Origin of the sequence: Mitsuokella jalaludinii DSM 13811, from assembly GCF_000702905.1 — a bacterium.
GTDB classification, from domain to species: Bacteria; Bacillota; Negativicutes; order Selenomonadales; family Selenomonadaceae; genus Mitsuokella; species Mitsuokella jalaludinii.
Window position 1 is genome coordinate 1 of record NZ_JNKR01000053.1, and the last position, 4,085, is coordinate 4,085.

Here is a 4,085-nt window from a genome sequence, read left to right on the forward strand (position 1 = left end):
TCCTGGAACATATTCCATTTATTTCCTCCGATTAAACAAATTTCCTCAAATATGCTATAATTATGCTGTCATGCAATCCATCATCAAAATCAAGGGGATTGCCATCATATTTATTTTTTGAGGGGGAATCACGATGAAAGAGAAGAACGCCTTTATCTTCTTCAACTGCGATGAGGAGAAGAGCCAGAAATCCATGAACGTATTCTACAACAAAGAGATCTTCCGCGATCTGAAGGTCTCCCGCAAGGCTCTCTTCGCCAAGATTGAAGAGGAACTCGCCGCAGGACGCATCCATGCCAAAGAAGAGGATATCCCGGCCATCCGCGATGCCATCCTGAACGGCAACCCGACCGATGCCAGTGCTTACATCCAGTACGGCACGATCCTTTCCTTTCCGATTGTCTGAGCTGACTGAACACATCTCGTCAGAGCTGCTCCGCTCGGAACGCAAAAAGCGTCACTCCCACACGGAAGTGACGCTTTTTTATGGTCTGTTTTTCTTATCGGTCCGTTCATACGTTGACATCGCTGAGGCGGCTGACGACCGTATCCGCCAGGGACAGGTCCTGCGCCCCAGAATGCGGGCTTCGGAAGCCGATGCAGCGCATGCCCGCGCGCTTAGCCGCCAGCACACCTGCCGCCGTATCCTCGAGGACGAGGCAGTCCTTCGGAGGCACACCGAGGCGTTCGGCGCTCAACAAGTAGATGGCTGGGTCCGGTTTACTCTTGGGCAATGTACTGCCCGAGATGACTGAGCGGAAATACGACCGAATCTTGAAGGCATCGAGCACCGTGTCCATGACGCGCTCCCACGACGATGTCGCCAGTGCCAGAGGGATGCCCTCATCGTAGAGATGGCGGATGAGCTCCACCGCTCCTTCAATCGGTGCGATCGTGCCGCTCTGCAGCACTTCGAGGTAGTGTTCGTGCTTGTAGCGCACGAGGTCTTCCACGCGCAGGTCCTTGCGGCCCTCTTTTGCGATGACCTCGCCGAAAATCTCATCGCTCGTGCGCCCCATGTAATGGATGAGGTCTGCTTCATCAAATGGCAGGTCGAAGTGATGGAACGTGTCCATCTTCACGCGCGAATGGATGGGCTCGCTGTCGATGATGACGCCATCCATGTCAAAGATAAATGCTGCCGGCTTCAATCTCATTCCCCCTAAAGAAATATCTGCCTCTATTATAGCAGAAATATCAGAAGCTCGCCTGGAAGACGAGGTTCATGAGGAACAAGAAGCCGAGGCCGTAGCTCAGGGCATGCAGCTCACGCGAGCGGCCGTTCATGAGCTTCAAGAGCGGGTAGGCCGTGAAACCGAAGGCCAGGCCCGTCGAGATGCTGCCGGAAAGCGGGATCAGCACGACGACGAGAAAGGCGGGGAACCACTCTGAGAAATCCTGAAAGTCCATGTGCTGGAGCTGCTGCATCATCATCGCACCCGTGATGATGATGACGGGGGAAATGGCCGCCTGCGGCACGTACGAGAGCAGCGGGATGAAGAACAGCGATACCGCGAAGAGAACCGCCGCCGTGAGGGCCATGAGACCCGTGCGGCCACCACTCGCGATGCCGGCTGCGCTCTCTGCCGCTGCGACAGTCGGGCTCGTACCGAGCAGGCTCGAGATGATGGTCGTCACGGCCGAGCCGCGGAACGTACGCGAGAACTTGGAACGGTCCGGCAGGATGCCTTCGAGCAGTCCCATCGTCTCAAAGATCATGATCATCGACATCGAGAAGACCGAGAGCAGGAACGGGATGCTCAACGCATTGTGGAAGTCTGCCTGCAACAAGAGCTGCGGGTAGTCGTAGATATGCGCGAAATCGAGGTCTAAGGGCGTCGGGTCCTTAATGCCAAAAACCTGTGCCACCGCCGTCGTCACGAGGATGGCGATGAAGAAACTCCCCGTCACACCGCGCAGGTAGAGGGCCAGGCTCAGGACAAGGCCGAAGAGCGCCAAGAGCGCCATCGGGTTCGTCAGCGAGCCGAGCTCAATGATGGAGTTCGCGCCCGAGCGGATCAGCTGTGCCTTCTCGAGGCCAATCTCGACGAGGAACAGACCGATGCCAGCCGTGATTGCACACTTGAGCGAGTTGGGCACAGCATGCGCGATGCGGTCGCGCCACTTCGTGCAGGCGACGTAGGCGAAAATCAGGCCGGATACGAGCGAGATGGCGATGGCCTCCTGCCAGGAGAGCCCCATCTGGACGCAGACGGTGTAGGTGAAGAAGGCATTGATGCCCATGCCGGGTGTCAGGACAATCGGGGCATCTGCCACAAACGCCATGATCAGGCAGCCGATGATGGACGAGAAGATTGTCGCAAAGACTGAGAGTTCCGCGGGCATCCCCGCATCGGCCAGGATGATGGGGTTGACGACAATGATGTATGAGATGGCAAAGAAGGCCGTGATGCCCGCCAAAATCTCCCTCTGCCATAAGCGGCGGTCCTTAAGGACCCCCTCGAATAAAGCCTGCATGCTCTTTCCTCCTGAATCATCTTGATTTGACTTTATACATCTAGTTTAGCGAAAATGAGCCAATATAAAAAGGACAGGGGTCCATGCTGGCCAAATATTTTTTTGTAAAGAGTCAGAAAGTTTTCGCCAGCGCGATTTTAGGCTATAATAGAGAAAAGTACCATGAATAACAGGACTGAGAAGAAGCTATCATCATGCAGATAAAGGAGAGATTTCATTGAAGCTGGAACAAGTGATTGAATTCATGCCAGAGAGCATCCGAGCCAAGATCAGCCATCGCACCTTCCGGCCCGGTGAGTTCGTCGTGCGCAAAGGAGAACGCGCCGACCACGTCTACATCCTGACCAAGGGCACAACCCGCGTCAGCAATGAATTCGCCAGTGGGCAGCGCTACACCTTCGCTCACCAGACCGTCCCCGACCTCATCGGCGACCTCGAGGTTCTCGCCGGACAGGAGTACTTCTCGGCCACCAACGAAGCCGTGACGGAATGTGAAGTCATCGCCATGACGGCCGACACGTTCAAGAAGTGGATGCGCCGCGACAACCATTTCGCCTGTGCCATCGCCCAGCTGCTCGCCTCCAAGATGTACCCGACCTCCAACGAGAACGGCCAGATCAAATTCCAGCCGAGCATCCAGCGCCTGCAGGAATACCTCGTCAAGCGACTCGACCTCGCACCGTCCGAGCAGTTCGTCCTGCACACGAGCCGCCAGCAGATTGCCGACGATATCGGCACGAGTGTCAAGACGGTCAACCGCGGCGTCAGCAAGCTGCGCGATGCCGGGCTCATCACCCTGCTCCACGGCAAGATTGCCATCAGCGTCGCGCAGCAGGAGAAACTGCGCACTCTCAAGCTGGAGGATGAATGAGGCAAAACCAAAACATAAAAAGCGGCTGCAACACCTCGCTATAGGATGTTGCAGTCGCTTTTCATGCTGTCCCGTATCTTATTCTCTTATTTTGCCTCAGCTGGAAGTTCGGACGTGCAGTGCGGGCAGCGCGTCGCATCATCTGCGATTTCCTGACGGCAGTACGGGCAGAGGCGCGCAGCCTTTGCCTCTTTTTTCGGCATCAGGCGGTTGACCTGCTTGATCAGCAGGAAAATCGCAAATGCAACGATGAGGAAATCGACGACAGCCTTGAGGAACGAGCCGTAGGCAATGACCGGCAGACCGGCGTCACGCGCTTCGGTGAGCGTCGCAGCCGGCGTGCTCGAAAGGTTCAGGAACAGATTGGAAAAATCCACGCGACCGAGCAGAAGGCCGATGGGCGGCATCAGGATGTCATTGACGAACGACGTGACGATCTTGCCAAAGGCAGCACCGATGATGATACCGACGGCCATGTCCAGGACATTGCCGCGCATGATGAATTTCTTGAATTCCTCGATCATAAAAATCCTCCTCACAATACAAGCGAACGATAAGAATAGACCGATTTCATTTTAACACAGGTCCGCTCCAAAACATATAGTCGTGCACAAAAAAGAGCTCCGCCTCAGCGGAGCTCCTGCTTAACCGGCAACTTCCTATCCTCCCAGTCCGTCTCCAGACAAGTACTTTCGGCCTCTGAATGCTTAACTACTGTGTTCGGTATGGGAACAGG

The 4,085-nt window shown here is 55.5% G+C and carries 5 protein-coding genes and 1 rRNA gene; 2 read left to right on the top strand and 4 right to left on the bottom strand.

Annotated features, from left to right (window positions below; genetic code table 11):
• The first annotated feature begins 133 nt into the window (after positions 1-133).
• Positions 134-406: a hypothetical protein gene (locus T518_RS11055; RefSeq protein ID WP_005843084.1), complete on the top strand. Its 273-nt coding sequence runs from the start codon at positions 134-136 to the stop codon at positions 404-406.
• Positions 407-512: 106 nt separating this feature from the next.
• Here the strand turns inward: T518_RS11055 and T518_RS11060 are convergent, their stop codons facing one another.
• Both T518_RS11060 and T518_RS11065 read right to left on the bottom strand, forming a co-directional pair.
• Positions 513-1,157 carry an HAD family hydrolase gene (locus T518_RS11060; protein WP_036378928.1) on the bottom strand — a complete coding sequence of 215 codons (645 nt, stop codon included), beginning with the start codon at positions 1,155-1,157 and terminating at the stop codon, positions 513-515.
• A gap of 40 nt (positions 1,158-1,197) precedes the next feature.
• Positions 1,198-2,478: an NCS2 family permease gene (locus T518_RS11065; RefSeq protein ID WP_036378930.1), complete on the bottom strand. Its 1,281-nt coding sequence runs from the start codon at positions 2,476-2,478 to the stop codon at positions 1,198-1,200.
• 217 nt (positions 2,479-2,695) lie between these two features.
• Between T518_RS11065 and T518_RS11070 the strand changes: the two genes are divergently transcribed.
• Positions 2,696-3,349 carry a Crp/Fnr family transcriptional regulator gene (locus tag T518_RS11070; RefSeq protein WP_005843089.1) on the top strand — a complete coding sequence of 218 codons (654 nt, stop codon included), beginning with the start codon at positions 2,696-2,698 and terminating at the stop codon, positions 3,347-3,349.
• 86 nt (positions 3,350-3,435) lie between these two features.
• On the opposite strand, the gene mscL is transcribed toward T518_RS11070, so the two are convergent.
• Both mscL and rrf read right to left on the bottom strand, forming a co-directional pair.
• Positions 3,436-3,873 (bottom strand): large conductance mechanosensitive channel protein MscL, encoded by a 438-nt coding sequence (mscL, locus tag T518_RS11075; RefSeq protein WP_211248227.1) that lies wholly within the window; start codon positions 3,871-3,873, stop codon positions 3,436-3,438.
• 122 nt (positions 3,874-3,995) lie between these two features.
• Positions 3,996-4,085 (bottom strand): 5S ribosomal RNA (gene rrf, locus T518_RS11495); the annotation flags it as partial.